This is a genomic window from Acinetobacter sp. S4400-12, assembly GCF_024129495.1.
In the GTDB taxonomy this organism is placed as follows: Bacteria; Pseudomonadota; Gammaproteobacteria; order Pseudomonadales; family Moraxellaceae; genus Acinetobacter; species Acinetobacter lwoffii_C.
In genome coordinates, this window is the sequence record NZ_JAMXYB010000003.1 from 78817 (window position 1) to 103198 (window position 24382).

Below are 24382 nucleotides of genomic sequence, written 5' to 3' on the forward strand. Positions count from 1 at the left end.
GCTAATCTCGCTCTATAGAAGCAGGTGCAGGGTTTGCGGGAGCTGAAGCATTGCCTGAGGGAGAAGCTGCCGCGTTGTTAGATGTATTCGTTGTGCCGGCTGAATTTGGACTGAGCAGACTTTCACCACTTGGCAATTCACCAGGTTTGATCCCCGCAGTCATCAGGCCACCACTTAACTGATGGTTGTGTGGACGTACTGGATTTTTGTCCTTGTGGAGCAGCCAATAGTCGAAGATCGGACGGGCAAGTGCTGTAGCCGCACTACCACCGCGGCCGTTTTCCAGAATCACTGCAATGGCAATTTCAGGACTTTCTGCTGGCGCAAAACCGACGAATAAACCGTGGTCAAGCTGACGTTCATTCAGTAAGGCTTCGTTATAGCGCTTTCCTTGAGCAATACTTTTAACCTGTGCCGTTCCGGTTTTACCTGCAATTGAATACTGTAAGCCCCCACGAATCCCACGGCCGGTCCCGGTCTGGATGACGTCAACCATGGCATCACGCATTTTAATCCAGTCTTCATCGCTTCCATTAAATTTAATTTTGCCATGCGTGCCATTATGTACCTGGAAGGATTTGGCGCCACGGCTTTCTCGCAGGACGTGTGGAACGACTTTATTGCCATGGTTGGCAGTAATAGCTGTCGCCATCGCGAGCTGTAAAGGGGTTGCAGTAAAGGCGCCCTGACCAATACTGACTGAAATGGTTTCACCACGTAGCCATTTAGCATTTCGGGTACGCATTTTCCAATCTGGGTTAGGATAAAGTCCTGAACTTTCACTGGGCAGATCTACACCGGTTTTTTCACCAAAACCGAACTGGCGCATCCAGGTATCCATTTTTTCAATACCCATGCGATAGGACAGCACATAAAAATAGGTATCACAGGAAACGTTCTGTGCCTTATGCATATCGACTGCACCATGCCCGGTCTTTTTATGATCACGGAAACGGTGACTATCGCCAGGCAGGCTAAAATAACCCGGATCAGAAATGGTGGTATCCCAGTCCACATAACCATAATGAATCCCGCCCAGTCCAAACATGGGTTTAATGGTGGAACCCGGCGGATATACCCCTTGTACAGCACGGTTATAAAGCGGCTGGTCGAGGTTATCTCTTAATGCACTATAGTTCTTGTGGCTAATTCCGGTTACAAACAGGTTCGGGTTAAAGCTGGGGCTAGAGACCAGGGCCAGAATTTCTCCAGTTTTCGGATTCATGGCCACAATGGCACCACGGCGTCCAGCCAGCTGCTCTGAGGCAACAACTTGCAGGCCATAGTCCAAAGACAGGAACAGGTCATTGCCACGGACTGGGTCTTTACGGCCGAGATGACGCAATACATTACCAAAGGCATCGGCTTCAACCGATTCATTGCCCGGAACTCCGTGCAGTAATTCCTCGTAGGATTTTTCTACCCCAATCTTCCCGATCAGGTTGGTGCCGGCATACAGGTCTTTATCGATCGACTTGAGTTCTTTGTCATTAATACGGCCTACATAACCGATGACATGAGCAAACAGCTCACCATGCGGATAATAGCGGGTCATCTGGGTCTCAATGTTGACACCTGGGAACTGATATTTCACTTCACTAAAACGTGCAATATCACTTTCATTCAGGTTCAGTTTAATCGAGACCCGTTCGGTACGACGAGCGGTTTTAATCCGGCTCTGAAAACCTTGGATATCTTCTTCGCTCAGGTCTAAAATTGGCTTGAGTTGCTCAATAGTCTGGTCAATATCCTTGACATCTGCACGGCTTAACGTTGCTGTAAAAACTGGATAATTATCGGCTAAAAGCACCCCGTTACGGTCATAGATATATCCCCGTGCGGGCGCTAAAGGTTGCAGGCGAATCCGGTTCTGGTCAGAAGCCGTGGAAAAAGTTTCAAAATTAAAAATTTGCAGGTAAGCATAGCGGCATACCAGCAGCAGCATAAAGAAAATGACGATTCCAAACGAAATCATGACCCGATTGCGATAGATGCGCTTTTCTTGTTGTGCATTTTTTAAAGGAAAGTGCTGCTTCATAACGCGATCGACTTAAGACCTGAGAGAAAAGAATCAAAGTGGAGTATTCTAACGCAACTGTTCTTAATTTGATAACGAAAAAACAGCTGCAAAATGAGATGGCGACGACGTTTTGACTTTGTAGACATGAAAATTATAAGCTGCTGCCTATAACAGTCTGGATAATTCTGCTAAAGTCGAAATTAAATAAAAATAGAGCTCTACCAAAAAATATAATTAAGGATGATGGTGAAGGAATGAACCAAGTTTACCCTTTGTTAATGTGTGCTTTATGGGCAGTTGCGGGTTCTGCCTATGCCCAGGACAATCACAGGCAGGCCCAGTTAAATGATCAGCAACCCAAAACTTGGAATATCGGAGCAGGGTTGACCCAGAAAATGCTCCATTTAAATACTGAATGGGTGAATCCTTATGGGATTGCTTATGTGAAAGGTGGTGTCTTTATCAACGATGACAAGACTGTGGGAGCACAAGTTGGCTTTCGTTACCCGGCCCACCTCACAGGTAAAGATAAAAATGGTTATTATATTGGAGCTTATGCAGGACATATTGATACTAAACAGGTAGACCGCCAAGATAAAGCTCGCTTGGGTGCAGGCGTTGATCTGGCCTACGTCTTGCTGAACTCAGAGCGGATCAGCAGCTTTAGTATCGGGATAGGGGCAGGTGAGAAACTAGAAGACCGAAACGGCCGGGTGGTGGCTGAAACTGAACCGCGGCTACAATTTTCCTATACTTTAAGTATCGGTTTATAGAGAAAATATTTGACTTTATTAATACGTGTATACTGTGAACAAAAAATTAAATATGGAAGTTATGCATGCTTGAGTACGTCAACGAGTTATGGCAAGTCTTTTTGAATCGCCCGGATTTCTGGGCCGTGCTCAGCATTATCCCGGTCACTGCATTTGTAACGTGGGCACACGTATGGATGGCACTGAAAATGGTGTTTTATCCAATCAACTTCTGGGGTTTTCATATAGGCCCTCTACCTGTGGGATGGCAGGGGATCGTACCGCGTAAAGCTGGACGTATTTCGGGAATTATCACAGATAATACTTTATCTAAACTGGGCTCGTTGCATGAGTTTTTAAATGCCATGGATCCAGATGATATGGCTCGTATTATTGGTGAACAGGTGAGTTTTGAGCTTGAGCACCTGATTGATGAAGTGATGATCGACCGTAATGCGGTACTTTGGGAAAATTTACCTTATTCTATTAAACGCCGTATTTATGCCCAGGCCCATAAGCAGCTGCCAAGTACCTTAAAAGAACTTGTGACCGAGCTGACCATGAACGTCGAGTCACTGGTCAATATGCGGGAGATGGTGGTCAGCCAAATGGAAGGTGACCGGCGTTTAATGGTACGCATGTTCCTTAAAGTCGGGCAAAAAGAAATTAACTTTATCTGGCATATTAGCGCCCTGATCGGAATGCTCTTTGGTCTGTTCCAGATGATAGTGTGGTTTGTGGTGCCTTGGCACTGGACTGTACCGTTCTGGGCAGCAATCTGGGGCTTTCTGACCAACTGGATTGCCATCTGGATGGTATTTAATCCAGTGGAGCCGCACTATATCAAGTATCCGCAATTCTTCGCCCGGACTGCCGATCGCAGCTTCCCTTGGATCAAGCCGGTAATTCCACGAATTAGCACCTATAACATACAAGGTGCCTTTATGAAACGTCAGGAAGAAGTCTCTGATGTTTTTGCAAGTGTAGTCACAGAAGATCTGATTACGCTAAAATCAATCATGACTGAAATGATGTATGGCAGTCGAAAAGATAAGACTCGCCGTATTGTCAAACGCCATATTAACGAAATTATGGAAACACCGTTGGTTCGGACCTCTTTACAGTTGTCTTTAGGACCCAAAGAGTATGCAAAACTCAAGACAGACTTGATCGATCGCTCGATTGAAATTACGATGGTGCCTGTATGCGACCCTGCATTTAATGCGAGCCGTGCACAGAAGATCTATCAAATGTTTAGAGACCGCATACGCGAGCTGACACCGAAGGAGTTTCAGAATCTGTTACGTCCTGCATTTCAGGAAGACGAATGGATCCTGATTGTATTGGGTGGTGTCACCGGTTTTATTGCGGGTTTAATCCATTTGTTTGTGGCTTTCTTATAATGAGATGCCGGGGGACACAATCAGAAGATTGTGGTCGTGGCGTCATACATATTGTTTAAATGAGGATGTTTATATATGCGCATTATTTTACTCGGACCACCTGGAGCAGGTAAAGGTACACAAGCTCAGTTGATCTGTAAGCGCTACAATATCCCACAAATTTCAACCGGTGATATGCTCCGTGCTGCGATTCGTGAAGGAACTGAATTAGGTCTACAAGCTAAAAACGTCATGGATAATGGCGGTTTGGTTTCTGATGAATTAATTATTGGACTGGTCAAAGAACGTATTGCACAGCCTGACTGTGTAAATGGCTGTATCTTTGACGGTTTCCCACGTACTATTCCACAGGCTGAAGCGCTGGAAAAAGAAGGCATCGATATTGATCATGTGATTGAAATTGATGTACCGGATGAAGAAATCGTAAAACGTCTGTCTGGCCGTCGCCAGCATCCGGGTTCTGGTCGTGTTTATCATATTATTTACAATCCACCTAAGGTGGAAGGTAAAGACGATGAAACGGGTGAAGATCTGGTTCAACGTCCTGATGATCAGGAAGCGACAATTCGTAAGCGCCTGGGTTCATACCACACTGAAACTGAGCAGTTGGTGAGCTTCTATCAGAGCCGTGCAGCATCTGGTGAAAATGCGCCGACTTATGACAAGCTAAACGGTTTACGTCCAATCGAAGATGTTCAGGCTGATCTTTTCGCGGTTCTGGACCAAACAAAATAATCGATTTTCGATAATTTTGACTTTAAAAGGGCTCTAAGTCATATTAGGGCTCTTTTTTATGGTTGATTGAAAAGGGCTGACCACTGTGGAAATTGCGATATTGCTTGGAATAGGACTTTGTTTGGTTGTCCTGGTAGGCCTGTTTGTATTGAGCTTTAAAATGCTAAGAAAAGTTCAGAAAGAAGAGCGCACAGAAAATATGGGTAAAGTACCTATGCGTCAGCTGCATCCAAAATTACAAGCTGAACTTGATCGGGCCAAGCAAGAACAAGCTGAGCAAGACAAGAAATAAATACCGGAAACAAAAAGTCAGCTGAGGAGTAAAGGATGCAAGAATTATATTTTTTACGCTAGGCGCTCGATTTTTTCCTTAGTTGCCAACTCACTTCTGCTGACTTGGCGGGGAAAGCCTGGTATGTATAAAATTCCTTATTACCCAGCTCGACACCACTATTCAGGCTGATTGTTCTGAGATGAACTCTATTCACAAACCCCACTTCAAACTATTCAGCATGATGACTCTCTACTCTCGGCGTTAACCAAAGACAAGCAATTTATAAGAGCTTTTCATTTCCTCAGAACTTAACTGAAAAGATTAATCAATACTTTTTACTGGAATGGCTTGGCCTGCGCCAAATTCAAAACGGTCCGGCCAGTTGCAGACATCGGCGACCACACATTCAGAACATTTAGGCTTGCGTGCGATACAACAGTAGCGGCCATGCAGAATTAGCCAGTGATGGGCATCGACAATAAACTCCTTGGGAATGACTTTCACTAGGCGGTGTTCTACTTCCAGTACATTCTTACCCACGGCCAGACCTGTACGATTACCTACCCGGAAAATATGGGTATCTACAGCCATGGTCGGCTGACCAAAAGCCGTATTTAACACCACATTGGCGGTTTTTCGGCCTACGCCGGGCAGAGCTTCCAGATCAGCACGATTGTCCGGCACCACGCTATTATGTTTCGTGATGAGTATTTCACAGGCTTTAATGACGTTAACCGCTTTTGAATTATATAAACCAATGGTTTTGATATACTCCTTTAAGCCGTCTACGCCCAAGGCATAAATTGCTTCGGGAGTATTGGCCACTGGAAACAGCTTGTCGGTGGCTTTATTCACGCTGACATCGGTTGCTTGGGCAGACAGGGTTACGGCCACCAACAGTTCAAATGGGCTAGAATAATTCAGTTCAGTTTTGGGATCTGGACGCTGCGCTCTTAAGCGCTCAAAAAAGATTTGAACCTGTTTCTTAGTCATGTTTTTTACAGGCTTATGGCTTGCGGTACTCATATTTTATCCTTGTAATCCCTGTAATTTCTGCTGTAATTCCTCAAGCTGTATACGTTTCTGTTCATTTTCACGTACAGAAAGCTGTTTTTCCAGCTTCTTGATTTGCGTGCGGAGTTTGGCAAGTTCAATCGTCGTTTGCGCATCTGAGATGACCACCTCATCTGCCGGTTTCTGGATGACTTCAATAGCCGGAACCTGCTCAACCTGGGCAGAAAATTGTGCAAATAGGGCAGTATTGATTTCAGCCCGTACCACTGGACCCTTGCGGTTCATTCGGCGTTTCTCTTCACGCTGGATATGTGCATAGTAACGTTGACGCAGGTCATTCTGCTCAGTGATACGCTGTGCATCTGTAGCTAAAGGCTGCTGATCCTCGACCAGATCAATACAATCGACCGGGCAAGGAGGAATACATAATTCACAGCCGGTGCAAAGCTCAGTCAAAACTGTATGCATGAGTTTGCCTGAACCAATAATTGCATCTACCGGACATGCACTAATACATTTGGTACAACCAATGCATTCATCTTCACGAATAACCGCTTTCATCCGCTGTGGCCGGCCATCGGCCTGGATCGGCCAGACACTTTTTTCGGCCGGAAGTTTAGTGCGATTTAATAATGTGGCCAGAGCATCCGCAACCGGCTGTCCTCCTGGTACACATTTATTTGCATTTTCACCCTCAACAATAGATTGGGCATAAGGTAAGCAACCATCACGATGACCACATAAACCACATTGGGTTTGGGGCAGTAAAGCATCAATGGACTGGATGAGAGAAATTTGCGAAGTCATGAATAACCAGAGCTGCTCTTGCTTGAGCTTTAGTATAAGTGAAACAAAATATGTCGTTTTTTCAATTTTAACATAAATTTAAAGTCACATGATGGGCAGGATTTTTTAGCATTTAGTGCCTTGTTTTTTAGACATAAAGGCAGAATTTCGGATGGACTCAATTAGCATTTTCTAACAGAGGAAAAATTTTTATAATGTGTATAAATATTTGTTATCAAATTAATTTTAAAGATTTTTTCAAAAAAGTATTGTAGATTAGTTACAAAAGATATTTAATATTTTGCGCCAAAATTTAACATTGATTGTAAATTTGACCAATTTTGATCCATTTTCTGCTGAGGATTAAGCGTTGAAATACAACACACTTAATGAGTTCCTAGATTACGTAAAATCACGTGATGCACATCAACCAGAGTTTCTTCAAGCGATTGAAGAAGTGATGACCAGCTTGTGGCCATTTATCGAGAAAAATCCACAATACGCAGCCCACGGTTTGCTTGAACGTCTAGTTGAACCAGAGCGCGTGATCCAGTTCCGTGTTGCCTGGGTGGATGACCAAGGTCAAACCCATGTCAACCGTGCTTTTCGCGTGCAATATAACTCAGCGATTGGTCCATTTAAAGGTGGCATGCGTTTTCACCCATCGGTGAACCTGTCTATCCTGAAATTCTTGGGCTTTGAACAAACATTTAAAAATGCCCTGACTACATTGCCTATGGGCGGTGGTAAAGGTGGTTCCGACTTTGATCCTAAGGGCAAGTCAGAAGGCGAAATCATGCGTTTCTGCCAGTCTCTGATGATTGAGTTATACCGTCATTTAGGGTCGGACACCGATATTCCTGCGGGCGATATTGGTGTAGGCGGCCGTGAAGTGGGCTATATGGCGGGTATGATGAAGAAGCTCAGCAATGACACTTCATGTGTATTCACCGGTAAGGGTCTGACTTTCGGTGGCTCACTGGCTCGTCCAGAAGCAACAGGCTACGGAGCTGTGTATTTCGCTGAGGAAATGCTTAAGAGCTGTAGCGAAAGCTTCAAAGATAAAGTAGTGACCATTTCAGGTTCAGGTAACGTTGCACAGTACGCAGCTGAAAAAGCGATGTATTTGGGTGCTAAAGTTGTTTCACTCTCTGACTCAGGGGGTACGGTATACATTAAAGACGGTTTTACGGATGCCTTGTTGGCTGAAGTGATGGAACTGAAAAACGTAAAACGTGGCCGTATTTCCGAATTTGCGTCCAAGCATGGTTTTGAGTATCTGGAAGGTAAGCGCCCTTGGTCCATCAAGTGTGATATTGCGCTTCCATGTGCTACACAAAATGAGCTGGATGAGTCTGATGCTGAAGCTCTGCTAGCAAATGGTGTGATCTGTGTGGCGGAAGGTGCAAATATGCCTTCTACGCTGGAAGCAGTTGAGAAGTTCGTTGAAGCGAAAATTCTTTATGCGCCAGGTAAAGCTTCAAATGCAGGTGGTGTAGCTACTTCTGGTTTGGAAATGTCTCAAAACGCTTTACGTTTAGGTTGGACATTTGAAGAAGTCGATGAGCGCTTGCATGCAATCATGAAAGAAATTCATCGTAACTGTGTGAAATTCGGTATGCAAGAAGATGGCACTGTGAACTATGTAAATGGTGCAAATATTGCCGGCTTCGTTAAAGTAGCGGATGCGATGCTTGCACAGGGTGTATTCTAAATTTGAATATAGCTAAATAAAAACCGAGGATTTTGCCTCGGTTTTTTTATTGTCTTTACAAAAAACAGTCCAGACCTAAGCGAGGGCAGTTACTCTAAAATATCATTCGATCAGGATGGAAGCTTAATCACAGTGTTGGAGTTTGATCTTCTAAATTGACTTCGATGCGAATTTTGCTAAAGTTCAGCATTATAATTTTTATATCAGAAATATAAGAGATACCGTAAACAATATACTGATGACCATTTTTGAAGTGACTTTAGGTTAGTGTTGGGTGGCATGATATCCACCTGTTTATTCTAATATTTCATGACATAAAAACGTGACTGAGGATTTAAAGGGTGTTGTCGGAGTGGTTTTCTCTATGGTTGTATTTCGGCAAGTTGATAGCAATAAAAATATAGAAAATAAGCTGAATGCTTTGATGGCTTACATATTTCTTTTTATCTGCATGATCAATATTCCATATTTAAAAATTATAGAAAATGATGATCCCTGAGTGAAGGGGAGTAAAAACTGAAAAAACCGATGCCTTAACATCGGTTTTCCATACATTTTATATCGACTTAAAAATTAAAGTGAACCCTTAACTGTTTCACGTTCAATAATCATGTCTTGAACATACGCATATTTGGAATGATCCGCTGCTGGATTTTTAACTTCATAACGTTTGATACGCACGATCTGGCGCTCTTTAGGGTTATGTGTAAAACCTTCGATAGAGTTATAGAATAATGTCCAGTCTTTATTGACTTGGGTTTTTACGCCATTGTCAGCATATTTGATTTCACGAACCTGGAGACAAGTTTGTGCTGTTACACCTGTGCATGCTTTGGTTTCTGGTGAAATTTCAAGAAAAATGGTTTCACCTTCACTTTGATATTTTGATTCAGCGGTTTGCTTACCAGTGAAGACAATTTTTTCGCCTTTCACAGAGACAATAGTCAGTGTTGGAGCTTGTGGATCATTCAAGTTTAAAACGAATGGGACTTTACGGTTTTCAAATAAATCTGCTGCAACTTTTTCTTGTGCCATGGCTTTAGGCTCACAGGCCATTTGAGTAGCCGCCAGGTTGCCCGTCACGATCTGGTTATTTTCAACTTTCCAACTGGTTCCCATACCGTTACAGCTGGTAGAAATTCCTAAACGGCCTGCTTTGTCAAACTTTAAAACCAGAGGTTTTGGGGCATCTGCTGTGTTAGCACTCCAATGGTAATTTGCCAAAGTCTGATCTGCATTTTGTTGTTGTAGTACAGACACAGCCAAATCTCCTACTTTTTGAATCTCAGATGATTGGCAAGCAGTCAGTGCAAGTGGGAAGAGTGCAAGTGCTAGAAGTTTTAGTTTCATTAGATTCAAGTTCTTGATTTAAAATAACAAGATACATCATATATGATCAGCTTTTAAAAAAAATGGATACATTCAGTTTTTTTTGGTTTCAAAGTGTATCCATTGATATTTTTTTGTTAATTGATGAAAGTTGCTTTAAATTTTAATCGAAACGGTAAATATCCATGCCTAAGGAACCCATGCTAAAGCTACTATGCACAATGCTGAAGCGGTGCCCGGTACCCATGGCAAAGAACAATGGGGTAAAGTGCTCCAAGCTTGGATGGTTGCGCTTGATATGAGGGAGCGATTGCCAGTCAAGTACTGTATTAAAGTCACTATGGGTCAGTTTGTTCACCACATAATTGCGGAAAGTCGATGCCCATTCTGGAACTTCGTCAGTATTTCCTTGCCAGGATAATTCAGCCAGATTATGGGTAATACTGCCAGAACCGATCAGTAGCACCTGCTGCTCACGTAACACAGCCAAGGTCTGACCGATCCCATAAATCTCCTCGGCACTCATTGACATCGGCAGAGAGATTTCCACCACTGGAATATCTGCTTCGGGATACATATGCAATAGCGGCATCCAGACACCATGATCACGTGGACGGACACTGTTGGCATGTGCCGAGAATCCGGCATTGGCAAACATATTCAGAATCTGTTCTGCCAGTTCAGGATTACCCGGTGCTGGATAGCGGAGCTGGTACAGCTCCGGCGGAAAGCCGCGAAAGTCATGCCAGGTTTCTGGACGAATACCGGTATTCACTTCCAGTACCTCACTTTCCCAGTGTGCAGACATCACCACAATGGCTTGCGGACGCGGTAAATTCAACGCCAGACGCTGTAAGGCCGGGCCTACCTGCTCCGGGTTAAGTGCCAGCATTGGAGAGCCATGAGAAATAAATAAGCCGGGCAGGGTTTGTAAGTTCATAATTCAAACCATATCAGTCAGATGTTTCAATAATGCCCAAAAAAGAGCATCAGGAGCAGGCGTGATTATTCAACAAAACGTTGCAAATACAGAACAACTGCGCTTAGCCAGCGCGATGATAAGGATGATTATGGTTGATGCTCATGGCACGATACAGCTGTTCGATCAGCATTACACGTACCAGCGGATGCGGTAAGGTGAGTTTAGAGAGCGACCAGTGCCAGACGGCTGCCTTACGCACAGCTTCTGAATGTCCGTCCGGTCCACCAATGGCTAACGCAATATCCTGACCTTCCAGCATCCAGCTTTTCATGGTTTTAGCCAGCTTTTCGGTACTCAATTCACGACCCCCCACTTCCAGCGCAATCAGCACTTCATTTGGTTTCAACGCACTCAAGATGCTGTCACCTTCAATATTGCGGTATTTCAAAATATCGGCTTCAGAATCATTTTTCCCACGTTTGGCCATAGGTAATTCAATCACCTGCGTCTGGACAAAGGGCTGAATGCGCTTAAAATAATCTGTAAAGCCAGTTAATACCCAAGCCGGCATTTTCTGACCAATGGTCAGGATACGAATTTTCATAATAGAGAATCAATCATTGGATACGCCATTATAACGATCTCCTAACATGAAGTTGAGCGGTGAAACAAATTGCAATTGAAATACTGGGAGTGATGTTGCTTTAATAAACCGAGTTCAAGTCTCCGCTTGATAATAAAGCCATGGAATAATAAGAATGCGGCCCAGCGTTATTTTAAAAGGATGTATTACGGTTCTTCTGTTGAGTTGGGGATTGCTGTGTTCTACAGCAAGTCAAGCCAATATTGCCAAAAGTGCTCAAGCAGGGCACCTAAAACTGTTTATTAACCAGATTGTTAATATTGATGAATTTCGGAATTTTAAGAATGTCGAAGAACTCAATCGGGTTTCAGCCTGGATCAAGCAGCAGATGCGACTATTTGGTATCCCTTGCCAGTTTCAAACTTATGTTGTCAATCATCTGAGCTATCGTAATGTCATTTGCCGTCTGGATGCCAAAGCGGAAAAGACCTTGGTGCTGGGAGCGCATTATGATGCACAAGGTGAGCAGGCTGGCGCGGACAATAATGCCTCTGGTGTTGCAGGAGCACTGGAAGCTGCACGGTTGCTGGCTTTACAAAAGACCAAACTAGAACACAATGTCGAGTTTGCCTTTTATACCCTAGAGGAACCCCCTTATTTTAAGTCTGAATATATGGGTAGTTACATTCATGCAAAATCGTTAAAAACTCAGAAACAGAAAATTAGAGGAGTCATCATTCTGGATTCAATCGGCTATTTTAACGATAACCAGGTACAAACCTATCCGGCTGGTTTAAAATGGATCTATCCAAGCGAAGGGAACTTTATTGCGGCGATTGGTCATCTGGCTTCAGCCGGAATGGTCACTCACTATTGTGAGTCGATGCAGCGTCTTTCCCGTTTAGAGTGTGAACGATTTATTAGCCCGGCCTTTTTGCAAAATATCGACTTTTCGGGTTATTTGAATTATGCCAAATTTAATTATTCTACGCTTTTGATTACCGATACAGCGCATTATCGCAACCCTTATTATAATACGCCACTGGATACGGTCGATAAGCTGGATTTGAATAAAATGGCAGATGTCGTCAATAGTGTGGTGGATTTGGCTTTGAAATTTTAGGCAGTTTTTAATTTTAACCATATACCCAGATAAAAAATTACCCTGCCAGAGCAGGGTAATTTTTTATAGCATAGCAATCTTAATGACGCGCTGCTTTGGCTTCTTCATTGGCTTTTACAAGGGGAGCTTTAACCAGTGCTTTCGGCATATCCATCAAAGCCAGTGGTAAAATTTCATCAATCGATTTCACCGCTTTAATTTCCAGGCCTTCTTTAACATTCTCAGGAATTTCCGCAAGATCGCGTATATTTGCCTGTGGAATGAATACCAGTTTGATACCTCCACGATGTGCCGCAAGCAGCTTTTCTTTCAGGCCGCCGATACGCATTGCACGGCCACTCAGGCTGGTTTCACCAGTCATAGCAATGTCTGGACGGATCGGAATCCCAGTAAACGCAGAGACCAGCGCCGTGGTTAATGCCAAGCCAGCAGATGGGCCATCTTTAGGGGTGGCACCTTCCGGTAAATGCACGTGTACATCAGTTTCCTCAAAGCGTGAAGCTTCGATACCCAGCTCATCGGCACGGGTACGAACCACAGTCATGGCCGCAGTAATCGACTCTTTCATCACATCGCCAAGAGAACCTGTGGTAATAAACTTCCCTTTACCTTTGACTGCTGCAACTTCAATGGTGAGCAATTCACCACCGACTGAAGTCCAGGCCAAACCATTGACACGGCCGACTTGAGCTTCTTCTTCTGCCATACCATAGTCAAATTTATGCGGACCCAGGTAGTCAGGAAGATTGGCAGCATTTACTTCAATCTGAAGGTTTTTAGCTTTCTTGCTGACGGCTTCTTTCACCACTTTACGTGCAATTTTCGACACTTCACGCTCAAGGTTACGCACACCGGCTTCACGCGTATAGCAGCGTACAATGTCACGAATTGCTTCTTCATGCACGGTAAGTTCTTTGGCACGTAGACCATTGTTTTTAATGGCTTTAGGCACCAGGTAACGGTCTGCGATGTTAACTTTCTCTTCTTCGGTATAACCCGGAAGACGAATCACTTCCATACGGTCCAAGAGGGCCTCAGGAATATTCATGCTGTTCGCGGTACAGATAAACATCACTTCAGACAGGTCCAGATCTAGATCAAGATAGTGATCATTGAACTTGTTGTTTTGTGATGGATCAAGTACTTCAAGCATCGCAGATGCTGGATCACCACGGTAATCCTGAGCCATCTTGTCGATCTCGTCGAGCAGGAATAACGGGTTTTTAACCCCAACTTTGGTTAGTGATTGTACGATTTTACCTGGCATCGCACCGATATAAGTACGGCGGTGACCGCGAATCTCAGCTTCATCACGTACACCACCTAAGGCCATACGCACAAACTCACGACCGGTTGCTTTGGCAATCGATTCACCCAGTGAAGTTTTACCGACCCCAGGAGGACCAACCAGACACAGAATCGGGCCACGCAGTTTTTTCACACGGGATTGAACTGCCAGATATTCCACAATACGGTCTTTGACATCATCCAGACCATAGTGATCGGCATCCAGAATTTCCTGCGCTTTGTTCAGGTTAATGCTGACTTTGCTGGCTTTGTTCCACGGTGTATCGAGAATGACTTCCAGGTAGTTACGCACCACAGCCGCTTCACTGGATGCCGGCTGCATGGCTTTGAGTTTGCGGAACTCAGCTTCGGCTTTTTTACGGACATGTTCAGGCAGGTCAGCTTCGGCCAGACGCTTTTCAATTTCCGCAACATCATCTTCTGCACCGCCATTCATATCGGAAAGCTCGCGCTGAATGACCTTCATTTTTTCATTCAGGAAATATTCGCGCTGGTTCTTTTCCATTTGGCGTTTAACCGAGTCATGCAGGGTTTGCTCAATCTGCTGTTCTTCAGATTGCTGCAATAAATAAGTCATCAGCTCGGTTAAGTGTGCTTCGAATTCATCGTGTTCCAGAAATTTCTGTTTTACTTCGATATTTAAGGGTACACGTGTCGCAACAAAAAATAGCAGCTGGAGCAAATCTTCGATTTTATTGGCAGCCGCGATCAGCTCGCGGGCATTGCGCAGTTTAGCTTCGGCATATTGAGCAAAGAGCGCACGCAGTTCCTGCAGACGAAGCGCTTGAGTATCTTCATCTACAGTGACGCTCATTGGACTCAGTTCATGCTCTGCAGTCAAATACTCATTTTCATCAATGATGGTTTTGAGCTTGGCACGATACAGGCCTTCAATCAGGACTTTAATACAGTTTTCATCATTTTCGTGATTCACAACTTGCACAATCTTCGCGACAGTACCGTATTGATATAAGTTGTCGTGATCAATTTCTTCTGTAAGCGAATCTTTTTGCGCAACTACAAATACTAGATTGTCACTGTTACGAGCCACATCAACTGCATTGATCGATTTTTCACGACCGACAAATAGCGCAATTTGCATATGTGGATAAACTACCACGTCACGTAGCGCCAAAAGTGGTAATACACTTGGAACCTGAGGCTCTAAGGTTTCTTGATTCATAATAATTTCAGACATGGGCACTCCTAATGAGTGACAACGGTGTTGCCATGTTTTTAATAGTGATGGGTAATTTAAAAATTACAAGGGTAAACAGGATTAAATTGTATGAAAAATGACTAATTATGTGATTTTAAAGCCTTTAACTCATTGGAAATACATTATTTAACGTTTAAAGCGTCGTAAAAGGGAGGGCGTGATTAAGGCATCAAGCGGCTGATCCCATGCTTCACGTTGCAAAGGCTGATGAATCAGCTGGAAATCATGCGCCAGACCGAGCCGAAAAGGATGACGAGGAGCAGATGCCAAAGTACGGTCATAATATCCGCCGCCCATTCCAATACGAGTTCCTACGGTATCGCAGGCCAGAAGTGGCATGATCAGTAGCTCCAGTTTTGAAACATGCAGACCACGTGTTGCGACCGGTTCACGCATTCCCAGACGATGATGGGCAAAGCGCTTATTGCGATATTGATACTTACTGATCTCGACCCAGACCAATTGCTGGTTCATATTACAAATAACTGGCAGATAGACCTGTTTAGCCATTTTAAAGCAGTATTCAATCAGCGCTTGGGTATGAATTTCCCCAAAGGCATGTAAATAAATCCCGACAGACTTGCTGGTATGAAATTCGGGTAAGGTGCGGAGTATATTGAGAACGCGCTGCTGTGCCTGTTTTTGCCGGAAGGAAGAAAGTTGACGGCGTTGTTTACGGAGCTGTTTTCGAAGTTCAAATAGATTCATCGTCGTCATAAGCATAGGGTCTTTAAAATTCGCGATCAGCTTGAGAAGGGCAGCAAAGCTTCGCTATACCGAAGATAAAGAAGCCCTATATATTATAGACATATGGATAGTATTTTAAGAAAGCTTTAAACAACTAAAGCCTTGAGAATGAAATGAATCTATTGATAGTTTTAAGTCGGGCATGAAAACAGAGTTTTTGAGGCAGATCCGATCAATACAAAAAAATTAAAAATGTAATTGAAATTTAAAAAGATAAAAAAATGAAATGTATGAAAAATAGTCAAGCACTCCGAAGATGCCGCTGCATGTCATTACCCTTGAACCCTAAAGTTCAAGGTGGACGAGACGCATACTTGCTAGGTTTCCCATACCGGATGGGCATACACTCTAAATATGCAGAACTCAATCCTAAGATTTAAATATCGGCTCAGGGGAATTTGACCGGCTGGCGAACATCTCAGAGTTAAGACTCAGTATAAACTATAATAGGGATGAGGCAACTCTATGCTGTTCCTCAACTGTAAACATGCGGATTGAATGCTTGAACTTTAAACAAAAACTTAATTTATTCAGAGAGTTCTTCTACTTCTTCTAAAATAGTTTGTAACAAACGTTCGCAATGCGCATATTGCTGCAAGGACTTGTTCATGGTCAGAACTTCCTGCATCAATTCCAGTGCCACCATAATAATCAGCTTGCTCGGCTCCATGCGGGGCGCTTTGCGACGAAACTCATCATATTTTTCATTGAGTAACTGGGCGGCTCGCTCCAGATCCTCACGTTTATCCGCGGTGGAGGCCAGACGGAAGCTATGTCCCAGTACTCTTAAGTCGATAGCGATTTGCTCACTCATGATGATGCTTCCTCGGTCACTTCAGTCGGATGGGCCAGTTGCTGGATTTCCTGTGCATTCTGGTCTTGTGCAGTTCCCAAAATGGCCAGACGCTGAATAATGACTTCCACTTTCGCCTTTGCACTTTCATTTTTCTGGGTCAGACGCTCAGCTTCCTGATTCAGGCGCTGAATTTCCTGTTGGGCATGACGCTGATCAAGTAATAACTTTTCTTTTACTGCACGTAATTCATTGCGCTCTGCCAGAATTTCCTGAAAACGGTTTTTCAGATCGGTACAGCTTTTCTCCAGACGGCTATAACGATCCGCCAGCGCAGTGGCATCCTGATTTAACTGCTGGAACTGTCCACGTGTTTCAGAGAGCTTTTGGGTTAGACCTTCAATTTCTTGTTGTTTTTGTGTAATAACGCTATTTTTCTGTTCGATTTGATTTTGATATCGCGCATTAGAAGTCTCTTGCTCCTCGCGCAAACTGGTATTCTCATGTTCAAGATGGGCAAGTCGCGTTTTTAAAACGCCAATATGCCCTTGTAGACGCTGTAATTCTTCTAACATATCGAGGTCGCACAGTGTTGCAAACAAAGGTAATATATAAGCAGTATAGAGATTGGATAAACGAATGCAAGACGATATTTCAGGTTGGACGGAATGGTACCGCAATTTTTCTTCAATTGAAGAAATTTCTAGTCCAAGTGAGTTACATGGTCTGTTGACTGGCATTGTTTGCGTGACTCAGGCACCGACCAATGTAGAGTGGTTGCAGATTTTGGAAACGCTGGATGTCCCCGAGCTGAACCCTGAAGCATTAGAGTTATTAACCGGCGAAGCTGAAGATGTGTTTCATGCCCTGTCAGAAGATGAACTGGATTATCTGCCTTTATTGCCCGATGATGAGCACAGTCTGGCTGAGCGCGTTCAGGCACTGGCTGACTGGTGTGCCGGGGTAGTGCTGGGCTTTGGACTGGCTTCAGGACATATCCGTAATGATGAAATGGAACTGATTGAACATTTGCAGGATGTGGCAGCAGTTGAATTCGAAGATTCTGATAATGATGCCGAAGGTGAAGAAAGCTACCAGGAACTCTACGAGTTTGTGCGTTTAATTCCGGTCAGCCTGTCCTTAGGGCGCAAGAAAGTTGCTGTGGAAGAAACCCCACTGTTGCAGAAATTTACTCAAAAAGTTCAACCCAAAGCGACGACTACAGAAGCACAATCTGTGGTCGAGATTTTCTCGCCTCAACGCCCGAGTTAATTCCACCAGCTTATAACTTGTCTTGAAAACAGGCAGATGTTTTGCTGGTATTTTTCGTTACTGACAGCAAACAGAACTGCGCTGCTTTCAGGGCAGACGCTTAATCCATATTTTAATCCTCATATAAATGAACAAGAAGTAAGGTCTCATGAAGAAACTGACTCAAGCCGATTTTCAGGAACGTCGTGACATCCTCGCGGGTGAAATAGGTCTGCGTAGTATTGCCATTATTGCCACCAGCCCGGTGGCCATGCGTAACCGCGATGCAGATTATAAATACCGAGCAGACAGCAGTTTTTTCTATTTAACCGGTTTTGCCGAACCTGAAGCAGTTGCAGTCATTGAAACCTTTGATACCGCAGAGGAAGGTTATACCTATAGCCTGTTCTGCCGTGAGCGGAACCGTGAAATGGAAATCTGGAATGGTTATCGGGCTGGTATTGATGGCGCTATTGAAGAGTATAAAGCAGATGAAGCCTATGCAATTGATCTGCTAGATGAAGAAATCTTACTTAAGCTGCAGAACAAGGATAAGCTTTTTTACCGGATTGGGCACAATGCAGACTTTGATGCGCGTGTGGCCAGATGGATCGCAGCTGCCAATGGTGAAAGCCGCCGCGGGACTTCGGCACCAGCGCAGGTCATTCAGCTGGATCGCATTGTGGATGAAATGCGCCTGCATAAAGATCAAAAAGAAATTGAACTGATGCAGATTGCATCTGATATTTCAGCCCAAGCTCATACTCAAGCCATGAAAATGGTGCATCCGGGCATGATGGAATATGCTCTGGAAGCCGAGCTGAATTATATTTTTGGTAAGAATGGTTGTGTGCCTTCTTATAACAGTATTGTGGGTGGAGGCGACAATGCCTGTATCCTGCATTATGTAGAAAATGACAAACCGCTAAAAGCGGGTGATTTGGTCCTGATCGATGCGGCGTGTGAATATGAATTTTATGCCTCGGATATTACCCGTACTTTCCCGGTAAGTGGCACATTTAGCCCTGAACAAAAAGCGCTTTATAATATTGTACTTGATGCGCAAATTGCCGCAATTAACGCGGTTCAGATCGGTAATTCTTATAAACAGCCACATCATGTCGCAGTACGTATTCTAGTTCAAGGGCTGCTTGATCTTGGCATTATGCAAGGTGATATTGACGATATTATTGAAAAAGAAGCCTATCGCCAGTTCTATATGCATGGTACCGGACACTGGTTGGGCATGGATGTTCATGATGTGGGTAGCTATAAGCTAGAGGGTGACTGGCGTAACTATGAAGAGGGAATGGTCGTGACCATTGAGCCAGGTCTTTACATCGCACCTGATGATGAAACAGTTGACCCGAAATGGCGGGGTATCGGTATTCGTATTGAAGACGATATTGTAGTGACTAAACATGGTCCGCTGAACTTAACCTGCAAAGTAGTGAAAACAGTGGAAGAAATTGAAGCACTGATGGCTAAAGCACGCACTGTATAAATCTATTTAAAACAGCCAGTCAGATGACTGGCTGTTTTATTTCAGTCCCTATTTTATCTGACAAGAATGCTGAAAATATTGTAGAGAAGCCCAAATACTGGCCTGAATTCGGAGCTTTAAGACGCTGGACCAGTGATTGATGACCATCTGGTTGTAATCCTTCCACCTTAGTCTCTTTTAATATCAGCACGCTGAGGTTTCATTCAAAGCTCCTGTGTAGGAGTCATATTGGCTTTTTATTCAGGACGTGGATGACAAGATCATATAAACATGCAGGCCCCCAACACCAGGACATGAGCTGAATTTAAGAAGCGGGATACCTACATTTGAAGGCATGGCTGAAATGGTCGAGCAGGGGGCAGTATCGATATCTTGCCCGACATTACTGCCAATCGTTATCAGAGCAGATGTCAGTATAGAACGCTTGTTTTGGTGGATAACTGGGCAAAACCTAAGCTGTGTCTTGGCTATCTGGCGTGACAAACCTTCAGCCCAGCCATGAAAAATATGTCAAATCCTCTAAAAAAATAAGCGACATGGTCACTGGTAAAATAATTTTTTAGAGAGAAAGGTTCTTTTAATTTTATTTTGTTAAAAGAGATCCCTACTTTACTCACTCATTTAAAGCCTCACTGAGAATAAGAAAAATTTCAACTTACGTTTATCTTGTATAAGCAAAACAAAACCAACCCGGTTAAAAAATAAACTTTATAAGATGACAGTACTTCAACACAGCTTCGGCCTTTTTAGCATCAATACAACATATTAAATAGAGCTTAGTTTTCATAATTTCTCTGATCCCTGAGTAAATTTAAACAAGAGTAGGAGACAACAAATGAGACTAAATACGATCGACTGGATTGCTTATGCTTTGGCAATTATTGGTGGAATCAACTGGGGTTTGGTGGGTGCATTTAATTTCGATTTAGTTGCTGCAATCTTTGGTGAAATGAGCACCCTGTCTCGAATTATTTATGTTCTGGTGGGTTTGTCAGCCTTATATTTAATTTATACAGGAACGAAATTAGGCAGAACCATACATCACCATCCGGATACTCACTCGAGAGTAGTGCGTTAATCCGTTAATGCGCTGAATGGCAGAAAGAGATCATTGATATCTGAGTGAGATGGAACTTGAAGCTATTAAATCTTAATAAGTGAAAACGGAGCTCAGGTTCCGTTTTTATGATGGATTAAAAAATCTCTCTCATTCTTTCCGTGGATATAAAGATGATATTTCATCATTTTAAGCGCTGTTTTTAAACACTTTCAGCCAAAGAAAAACTAAAAGAAATTAACAGCATGAAAAATAAGAGAAGAAAAACCCCGGCATCCTGCCGGGGTTTTTCTTCTGGATTTGTTCGGTATAACTCCTGTCGTACCAGACTGTCCTTGTGCTTATCTCTTGTTATTCTTATAGGGAACGTCCTATTCCTGATGAGTTCATCATAGAAGGTCTTCTATATGCTGGATAGCAGTAAAGGACCGCAACTGATGTACGCCGGAGATTACAAAATTGAATAAAGTTTTTTGAAGAGGAATAAGAATTACCATGCTTTCTCCTGACTTTACTCAAGCTGGAATAGATAATTTCTAGAATTTGCTCTTGTTTTAATGGGTGGAGAATATCGTTCATGATTTGCAGGGTAGTGGGGGTCGCTACGAGATCTAGTTCTTTATCAAAACTAGGTGCTATATGTTTTGCATAAGCAAAACTCGATCAACCAAAGGACAGATGCAAAACTGGTTTTTAAGCATTATTTTAAAGTTTCCACATTTTAAAGCTTGCCATGAATTCACTCTCAGAACCCCCCTGCATGCTGTCCCTTCATCAAGGAAGCCAGCACCTTCAAGAAGTACTGGGTAGGCAAAACCTAATTTATTATAAAAAAGGAAATTTTTGAGCTAATATAAAATCTATCATGATTATAAGTATCTGTTATGTAGATACGATATTGAAAGGATTAGAGCATGCAACAAGAAGTCATCATTGTCGGTGGTGGTATGGTCGGCTTAAGCCTCGCACTGATGTTGGCGAAAACCAATATTGCAGTCAAACTCTTGGAAGCGATCAAATATCCGGATTATGATGATGTAAGTCTTGCTCCCTATCACTCCGGTTTTGATGCCCGTAACAGTGCCTTGTCGCGCCGTAGTGTGCAGATTTATCAGGAGTTGGGACTTTGGGATGCTTTACAGGAACATGCCACTCCAATTCTTGAAGTCAATATTACCGAACAGGGCAGCTTTGGTAAGGCACGGTTGGTTGCAGAACAGGAAAAAGTAGAAAGCTTTGGTCAGGTGATTGAAAATGCCTGGCTCGGCCGGGTACTCCTTGCTGAAGTTAAAAAAAATCCACTGATTGAACTGATTGATGGTGTTCAGGTTACATCACTGACCCAAGATGCCGACTTTGCTTATATTGAAGCGCAGCGCGGTGAATCTGTACTGAGCTTGCAATCCAAACTGCTCATTGCAGCAGACGGACGGGATTCTTTCTGCCGTAAAGCTCTCGGGGTCGGTGCATCCGAACATGATTATGATCAGGTTGCGATTGTAACGACTGTACAAACTTCTAAACCGCATCATCAGGTGGGTTTTGAGCGTTTTAGCCATTTAGGGCCATTGGCCTTATTGCCACTACCGGGCGAATATCGCCGCTCTGTGGTCTGGCCTGTAAAAAAGGGTACAGAAGGAGAATGGCTGGGTGAGGAAAATGATCAGCACTTCCTGAATGCCTTGCAGCAAACCTATGGTGACCGGGCAGGTAAATTCCAGAAAACCGGTAAACGTTTTAGCTTTCCCTTATCTCAAGTTCTGGCAGAAAAGCAGGCCATTGGCCGTGTGGTGTTAATGGGAAATGCGGCACATACCATCCATCCGGTTGCCGGGCAGGGTTTTAACCTGTGTATGCGCGATGCCTATGTACTGCTGCGCTATCTCAAAGAACAGCAGGCACAAGGGGCAGACTTGGGCAATGCAGCGGTGTTGCAGGATTATGAAAAATCCCGTCTGAATGATCAGCAGCGTGTGATTAAGTTCTGTGACTCTGTGGTGCGTGGCTTTAGTAACCAGAATCCATTTTTAAAGCTGGTCCGTAATACCGGACTCATTGCTTTTGATACTATTCCAGGCATCAAGCCACTCGTTGCAAATTATGCCATGGGGTTAAAAGCATGAGCTTAAATCAAACTAACGAAATATTAGACGTTGTCATTATTGGTGGTGGATTGGTAGGTGGGCTCACTGCGCTATTGCTGGCCCAAGGCGGTATACAGGCCACTGTGCTTGATGTTGCACCTATCCTGGATGAAGCCAAAACTTTAAGTGTGGCCAATCCGCGTGTTCTGGCTCTAAGTCAGGCAACCATTCACCTATTAAAAACGGTGGGTGTCTGGGAAAATCTGGCACGGCAGCAGCCTTATACCGGCATGCAGGTCTGGAATAAAAATGGTTATGGCGAAATTAATTTTGGTCATCCTGCAGAAAAAACACCATCGGTAGAGCAGGCTTTAGGCTCGATGGTGGAACCAAGCATTCTGAATCTGGCCATTCAGCAAAAGATACTGCAGGATGTGCAGGACTATCGCACGCAGGTCAAAGTTAGCCGGATCGAACGTGGTGTTGGCGTTTGGTTGATTCATCTGGCGGATGGGACTCAGCTAAAAACCAAATTGGTGATCGGTGCAGATGGCGCGAATTCCTTTGTGCGGGAACAGGCCTTTATCGATCTGGATGTACTGGATTATAAACAGGCGGGGATTAGCTGTGCGATTAAAACGGCTCAGCCACATCAGCATGTGGCCCGCCAGATTTTCCTCGAAACCGGCCCATTGGCCTATTTGCCGATGGCCAGCCTGAAAGCTGAGGAACAGGGGCACTGGCAATCGATTGTCTGGACATTGCTGGACGATTATGCCGATGAATATGCTGCACTATCAGATGCCGAGTTTAAGCAGCTTCTGACGCGTGAAAGTTATTATATGCTGGGTGAAGTGCTGGAAGCGACACCGCGTGCCAAATTCCCACTCAAGGCGCGTGCTGCACAGCAGTATGTACAGGATGGATTGGCGCTAATTGGGGATGCGGCGCATGTGATTCATCCGCTGGCGGGACAAGGGGTAAATATTGGCTGTCTGGATGCAGCAGTGCTATGTGATGTGTTGTTGCATGATAGAGCACGTGGCGTTTGGGCACATGAGCAGACCTTGAAGCGTTACGAACATCGCCGTAAGGGACAAAATGATGCGATGATGCATAGCATGTCTTTAATTGGCTGGATGGAAACCGCCCAGCTCTTTCCGGTGGTGTGGGCACGTAATTTTGCTCTGAAACAGGTGGAACAGCTGCCCCTGTTAAAAGATGCGTTTATGGCTCAGGCCAATGGTTTGAGTTTGCTGAAAGCTACCCGTTACTCCGCCTAGATCGTGAATGTAAATTTTTTAAACAAACACTCATAAAGAGTAACTATTTTGTTTAAAAAAAATACGATTTTTTAATAGGAAGTACTAGGCGAAACCCACAGAGATTGCTAAATTTCAGGTAATTTCAAACCGAGCTTGAAATGCCCAAAACCAGCAGTCATTTGTGGGGAGACTAAAATGACAGATATAAATGATTATGATGATGTAGAAGATCCTGTTGTCGACGATGAAGAAGCACAGGCAGCTGAAAAAGGTGCAGTCAGCAGCGATGAAGCTGTAAATGATAGTGATGTGGTCGAAGCGGAAACTCTGACGATTACTGCCAAACAAAAGCAGCGTCAGGCTCTGGAAGATGAAATAGCGGCTTTCCTGGCCAAAGGTGGTCGTATTACTGAAGTTCCAGCGGATGAATCCGTTGCCAGAGAATAATAGCTGCCAGGTTTAAGCCCAAAAAAAACACCACCTTGCTTGTGGTGTTTTT

Annotated in this window: 23 protein-coding genes and 1 other RNA gene; 13 read left to right on the forward strand and 11 right to left on the reverse strand. The window is 43.9% G+C overall.

Features of this window, described 5'->3' with window-relative positions; all coding sequences use genetic code 11:
* Position 1 precedes the first annotated feature (1 nt).
* Positions 2 to 2038, reverse strand: coding sequence for a penicillin-binding protein 2 (gene mrdA / locus NI461_RS02740; protein WP_253156486.1), 2037 nt, complete (start codon positions 2036 to 2038; stop codon positions 2 to 4).
* A gap of 236 nt (positions 2039 to 2274) precedes the next feature.
* On the opposite strand from mrdA, the gene NI461_RS02745 reads away from it, so the two are divergent.
* The 4 genes from NI461_RS02745 to NI461_RS02760 all read left to right on the forward strand — a co-directional run bounded on the left by NI461_RS02745 (position 2275) and on the right by NI461_RS02760 (position 5202).
* Entirely contained in the window at positions 2275 to 2793 is a 519-nt protein-coding gene (locus tag NI461_RS02745; RefSeq protein ID WP_151203296.1) for a hypothetical protein, read from the forward strand.
* Positions 2794 to 2858: 65 nt separating this feature from the next.
* A complete protein-coding gene (locus NI461_RS02750; protein WP_253153270.1) occupies positions 2859 to 4175 on the forward strand; it encodes a hypothetical protein in 1317 nt (438 codons plus the stop codon).
* Positions 4176 to 4250: 75 nt separating this feature from the next.
* A complete protein-coding gene (adk, locus tag NI461_RS02755) occupies positions 4251 to 4910 on the forward strand; it encodes an adenylate kinase (RefSeq protein ID WP_151203298.1) in 660 nt (219 codons plus the stop codon).
* Between the two features lie 85 nt (positions 4911 to 4995).
* A complete protein-coding gene (locus NI461_RS02760; protein WP_174660068.1) occupies positions 4996 to 5202 on the forward strand; it encodes a hypothetical protein in 207 nt (68 codons plus the stop codon).
* Positions 5203 to 5505: 303 nt separating this feature from the next.
* Here NI461_RS02760 and nth read toward each other — a convergent pair whose 3' ends face one another.
* Positions 5506 to 6210, reverse strand: coding sequence for an endonuclease III (nth, locus tag NI461_RS02765; protein WP_253156488.1), 705 nt, complete (start codon positions 6208 to 6210; stop codon positions 5506 to 5508).
* Between the two features lie 3 nt (positions 6211 to 6213).
* Positions 6214 to 7005 carry an RnfABCDGE type electron transport complex subunit B gene (locus NI461_RS02770; protein ID WP_253156490.1) on the reverse strand — a complete coding sequence of 264 codons (792 nt, stop codon included), beginning with the start codon at positions 7003 to 7005 and terminating at the stop codon, positions 6214 to 6216.
* Positions 7006 to 7354: 349 nt separating this feature from the next.
* On the opposite strand from NI461_RS02770, the gene gdhA reads away from it, so the two are divergent.
* Both gdhA and NI461_RS02780 read left to right on the forward strand, forming a co-directional pair.
* Entirely contained in the window at positions 7355 to 8698 is a 1344-nt protein-coding gene (gene gdhA / locus NI461_RS02775) for an NADP-specific glutamate dehydrogenase (RefSeq protein WP_174660066.1), read from the forward strand.
* Between the two features lie 322 nt (positions 8699 to 9020).
* The gene (locus NI461_RS02780) at positions 9021 to 9197 is read left to right on the forward strand and encodes a hypothetical protein (protein ID WP_174660065.1); all 177 of its coding nucleotides are present in this window, start codon (positions 9021 to 9023) and stop codon (positions 9195 to 9197) included.
* 74 nt (positions 9198 to 9271) lie between these two features.
* Here NI461_RS02780 and NI461_RS02785 read toward each other — a convergent pair whose 3' ends face one another.
* The 3 genes from NI461_RS02785 to rlmH all read right to left on the reverse strand — a co-directional run bounded on the left by NI461_RS02785 (position 9272) and on the right by rlmH (position 11553).
* The gene (locus NI461_RS02785) at positions 9272 to 10048 is read right to left on the reverse strand and encodes an META and DUF4377 domain-containing protein (protein WP_151203303.1); all 777 of its coding nucleotides are present in this window, start codon (positions 10046 to 10048) and stop codon (positions 9272 to 9274) included.
* A 142-nt stretch (positions 10049 to 10190) separates the two neighbouring features.
* The gene (locus tag NI461_RS02790; protein ID WP_174660064.1) at positions 10191 to 10967 is read right to left on the reverse strand and encodes a class III extradiol ring-cleavage dioxygenase; all 777 of its coding nucleotides are present in this window, start codon (positions 10965 to 10967) and stop codon (positions 10191 to 10193) included.
* 103 nt (positions 10968 to 11070) lie between these two features.
* Positions 11071 to 11553 carry a 23S rRNA (pseudouridine(1915)-N(3))-methyltransferase RlmH gene (rlmH, locus tag NI461_RS02795; RefSeq protein WP_174660063.1) on the reverse strand — a complete coding sequence of 161 codons (483 nt, stop codon included), beginning with the start codon at positions 11551 to 11553 and terminating at the stop codon, positions 11071 to 11073.
* Positions 11554 to 11707: 154 nt separating this feature from the next.
* On the opposite strand from rlmH, the gene NI461_RS02800 reads away from it, so the two are divergent.
* Entirely contained in the window at positions 11708 to 12655 is a 948-nt protein-coding gene (locus tag NI461_RS02800) for a M28 family peptidase (protein ID WP_174660062.1), read from the forward strand.
* A gap of 79 nt (positions 12656 to 12734) precedes the next feature.
* On the opposite strand, the gene lon is transcribed toward NI461_RS02800, so the two are convergent.
* The 5 genes from lon to NI461_RS02825 form a co-directional block, all read right to left on the reverse strand.
* Positions 12735 to 15161: an endopeptidase La gene (gene lon, locus NI461_RS02805; protein ID WP_174660061.1), complete on the reverse strand. Its 2427-nt coding sequence runs from the start codon at positions 15159 to 15161 to the stop codon at positions 12735 to 12737.
* Positions 15162 to 15308: 147 nt separating this feature from the next.
* Positions 15309 to 15890, reverse strand: a complete 582-nt coding sequence (locus NI461_RS02810; protein WP_253156551.1) for a 5-formyltetrahydrofolate cyclo-ligase — start codon at positions 15888 to 15890, stop codon at positions 15309 to 15311.
* Between the two features lie 282 nt (positions 15891 to 16172).
* Positions 16173 to 16357, reverse strand: a non-coding RNA gene (ssrS, locus tag NI461_RS02815) — 6S RNA.
* A gap of 98 nt (positions 16358 to 16455) precedes the next feature.
* The gene (locus tag NI461_RS02820; RefSeq protein ID WP_151203308.1) at positions 16456 to 16743 is read right to left on the reverse strand and encodes a cell division protein ZapA; all 288 of its coding nucleotides are present in this window, start codon (positions 16741 to 16743) and stop codon (positions 16456 to 16458) included.
* Positions 16740 to 17297 (reverse strand): hypothetical protein, encoded by a 558-nt coding sequence (locus NI461_RS02825; protein ID WP_151203309.1) that lies wholly within the window; start codon positions 17295 to 17297, stop codon positions 16740 to 16742. The genes NI461_RS02820 and NI461_RS02825 overlap by 4 nt, the downstream gene beginning before the upstream one ends.
* 64 nt (positions 17298 to 17361) lie before the next feature.
* Between NI461_RS02825 and NI461_RS02830 the strand changes: the two genes are divergently transcribed.
* From NI461_RS02830 to NI461_RS02855, 6 genes are all read left to right on the forward strand, one after another.
* Positions 17362 to 17994 (forward strand): UPF0149 family protein, encoded by a 633-nt coding sequence (locus NI461_RS02830; RefSeq protein WP_253156493.1) that lies wholly within the window; start codon positions 17362 to 17364, stop codon positions 17992 to 17994.
* A 148-nt stretch (positions 17995 to 18142) separates the two neighbouring features.
* Positions 18143 to 19477, forward strand: coding sequence for a Xaa-Pro aminopeptidase (pepP, locus tag NI461_RS02835; RefSeq protein ID WP_174660059.1), 1335 nt, complete (start codon positions 18143 to 18145; stop codon positions 19475 to 19477).
* 835 nt (positions 19478 to 20312) lie between these two features.
* The gene (locus tag NI461_RS02840; protein WP_174660058.1) at positions 20313 to 20555 is read left to right on the forward strand and encodes a DUF378 domain-containing protein; all 243 of its coding nucleotides are present in this window, start codon (positions 20313 to 20315) and stop codon (positions 20553 to 20555) included.
* A gap of 893 nt (positions 20556 to 21448) precedes the next feature.
* Positions 21449 to 22657, forward strand: a complete 1209-nt coding sequence (ubiH, locus tag NI461_RS02845; protein WP_151203313.1) for a 2-octaprenyl-6-methoxyphenyl hydroxylase — start codon at positions 21449 to 21451, stop codon at positions 22655 to 22657.
* Positions 22654 to 23901, forward strand: a complete 1248-nt coding sequence (locus NI461_RS02850) for an FAD-dependent monooxygenase (RefSeq protein WP_253156495.1) — start codon at positions 22654 to 22656, stop codon at positions 23899 to 23901. The genes ubiH and NI461_RS02850 overlap by 4 nt, the downstream gene beginning before the upstream one ends.
* 177 nt (positions 23902 to 24078) lie before the next feature.
* Complete coding sequence (locus NI461_RS02855) at positions 24079 to 24330, forward strand: hypothetical protein (RefSeq protein ID WP_151203315.1); 252 nt, start codon at positions 24079 to 24081, stop codon at positions 24328 to 24330.
* The last annotated feature ends 52 nt before the right edge of the window (positions 24331 to 24382 follow it).